The 474-nt window shown below is 53.0% G+C and carries 1 tRNA gene and 2 rRNA genes; all 3 read right to left on the bottom strand.

Going from position 1 to position 474, the window contains the following annotated elements:
• Positions 1–93 (bottom strand): 23S ribosomal RNA (locus AD60_RS09365); the annotation flags it as partial.
• 41 nt (positions 94–134) lie between these two features.
• A tRNA-Ile gene (locus AD60_RS09360) sits at positions 135–211 on the bottom strand.
• 50 nt (positions 212–261) lie between these two features.
• Positions 262–474: ribosomal RNA gene (locus AD60_RS09355) — 16S ribosomal RNA — on the bottom strand; the annotation flags it as partial.

Here is a 474-nt window from a genome sequence, read left to right as displayed (position 1 = left end):
GTTTGCAGCTCCCCACAGCTTTTCGCAGCTTACCACGTCCTTCTTCGCTTCCAGCTGGCTAGGCATCCACCGTATGCCCTTATTACTTTGGACTTACTCTATGCACTTGTCAATGAGCTCTTACTTCTTAACGTTGGTGGGCTAGGGAGGATTTGAACCTCCGACCTCACGCTTATCAGGCGTGCGCTCTCACCAACTGAGCTACTAGCCCAACTCTCTCAAAAGTAGATAGAGGAGGTAGAAACATTAAATTCTCCTTAGAAAGGAGGTGATCCAGGCGCACCTTCCGGTACACCTACCTTGTTACGACTTCGCCCCCCTCGCCAAGCCCACCTTCAACAGTACCTTCCGTACTGCCTTCAGGTGTTCCCAACTCGGGTGGCGTGACGGGCGGTGTGTACAAGGCCCGGGAACGTATTCACCGCAGTTTGGCTGACCTGCGATTACTAGCGATTCCAGCTTCATGTAGGCGAG

This window comes from Petrotoga sp. SL27, from assembly GCF_002924605.1.
GTDB lineage: Bacteria > Thermotogota > Thermotogae > Petrotogales > Petrotogaceae > Petrotoga > Petrotoga sibirica.
This window is presented reverse-complemented; position numbering and strand designations above follow the sequence as displayed.